At 69.4% G+C, this 1,411-nt stretch carries 2 protein-coding genes; one reads left to right on the forward strand and one right to left on the reverse strand.

From position 1 onward, the window contains the following. Positions 1–88: 88 nt before the first annotated feature. Positions 89–694 (reverse strand): TetR/AcrR family transcriptional regulator, encoded by a 606-nt coding sequence (locus PV419_RS52795; RefSeq protein WP_319701232.1) that lies wholly within the window; start codon positions 692–694, stop codon positions 89–91. 93 nt (positions 695–787) lie between these two features. Between PV419_RS52795 and PV419_RS52800 the strand changes: the two genes are divergently transcribed. Beyond that, positions 788–1,411, forward strand: a 624-nt coding sequence (locus tag PV419_RS52800) for an MFS transporter (protein WP_319701233.1), incomplete at its 3' end; no start/stop codon positions are given.

Genomic DNA, 1,411 nt, shown 5'->3' on the forward strand with positions numbered 1-1,411 from the left:
CGCATACCGGGATCATCCCGTACGAGTGATCGCCAGACACACGCGGTTGCCGGTTGCTGCGACACGCTCCTGGCACGTCCCGGTGCCGTCAGGCAGGTTCCGCGGGCGTGGGCCCCAGGGCGCGGATCGCGAGATCGATCGCGGTGGTCAGACGCTCGATGTCGTGGCCGGCGCGTTCCCGCACCCGCAGGCCGAGCACCGTGGTGAACAGCAGCTCCATGGCGTCGTCGATGTCGAGACCGGCGGACAGTTCGCCACGGTCACGGCCCTCGGCCAGCACGGACCGCAGGGCCTGCCGGGTGACCTCGAAGGCGGCCTCGGTCCGCTGACGGACCTCTTCGTCGGTGGTGCCGAGCTCGGCGGCGGTGTTGACCACGAAGCACCCGCGGCCGGGCGTGCCGTCGGCCGGGCAGGTGACCAGCCACAGCATCCATTCCCGCAGCACCTCCCGAACGGGATGGTCTGCCGCGTCCAGCCGCTGCCGGGCCTCAGTCGACTCGGTGGCCCGGTAGTGGTCGAGCGCGCGCAGGAACAGCGTGTGCTTGTCCGTGAACGTCCGGTACAGGCTGCTGGGCGTGAGCTTCAGCTCGTCACCCAGGTCGCGCACCGAGGTGGCGTGGTAACCGCGTCGCCAGAACAGCTCGGTCGCCGACGTGACCGCGTTCTTCTCGTCGAACTGTCGGGGGCGTGCCATGTGTTCACCTTACCCAACTTGTGGAGCGATCGCTCCCATACTAGTGTCGCCAATTCGGGAGCGATCGCTCCCGAATTGTTGAAGGAGGCTCCGTTGACGACCGCAGAACAGACGCCCGACCAGGCACAGGAACCGGAGGTCCCGGAGAAGAGTCGCTGGATGGCGGTCTCCGCGGTGGCTCTGGGTACCTTCCTGCTGGTGACCGCCGAGCAACTGCCGATCGGTCTGCTGACCTCCGTGGGGTCCGCGCTGTCGGTCTCCGAGGGGACGGCGGGGCTGATGGTGACGGTGCCCAGCATCGTCGCCGCGTTCGCGGCGCCGCTGGTTCCGATGCTCGTCGGGGCGATGGACCGGCGCATCCTGCTGCTCGGACTGATGGCCCTGATGACCGTCTCCAACCTGGCCTCGGCCCTGGCACCGAACTTCGCCGTCCTGGTGGGCTCCCGGGTGCTGGTCGGTATCGCGATCGGCGGCTTCTGGGCCATCGCCAGCGGCCTGGCCGTCCGGCTCGTCGCCCCCGCGGACGTGCCGCGAGCCACCGCGGTCATCTTCGGCGGCGTCGGAGCCGCGAACGTGTTCGGTGTCCCGCTCGGCACCCTGGTCGGTGACCTCACCGGCTGGCGCATTGCCTTCTCCTCGCTGAGCGCCCTGGCGCTTGTCACCCTCATCGCCCTGCTGGTGGTGCTGCCGAGGCTGGTCGCTTCGCAGGTCATCCGG

It is taken from the genome of Streptomyces sp. ME19-01-6, assembly GCF_033793745.1.
Lineage (GTDB): Bacteria > Actinomycetota > Actinomycetes > Streptomycetales > Streptomycetaceae > Streptomyces.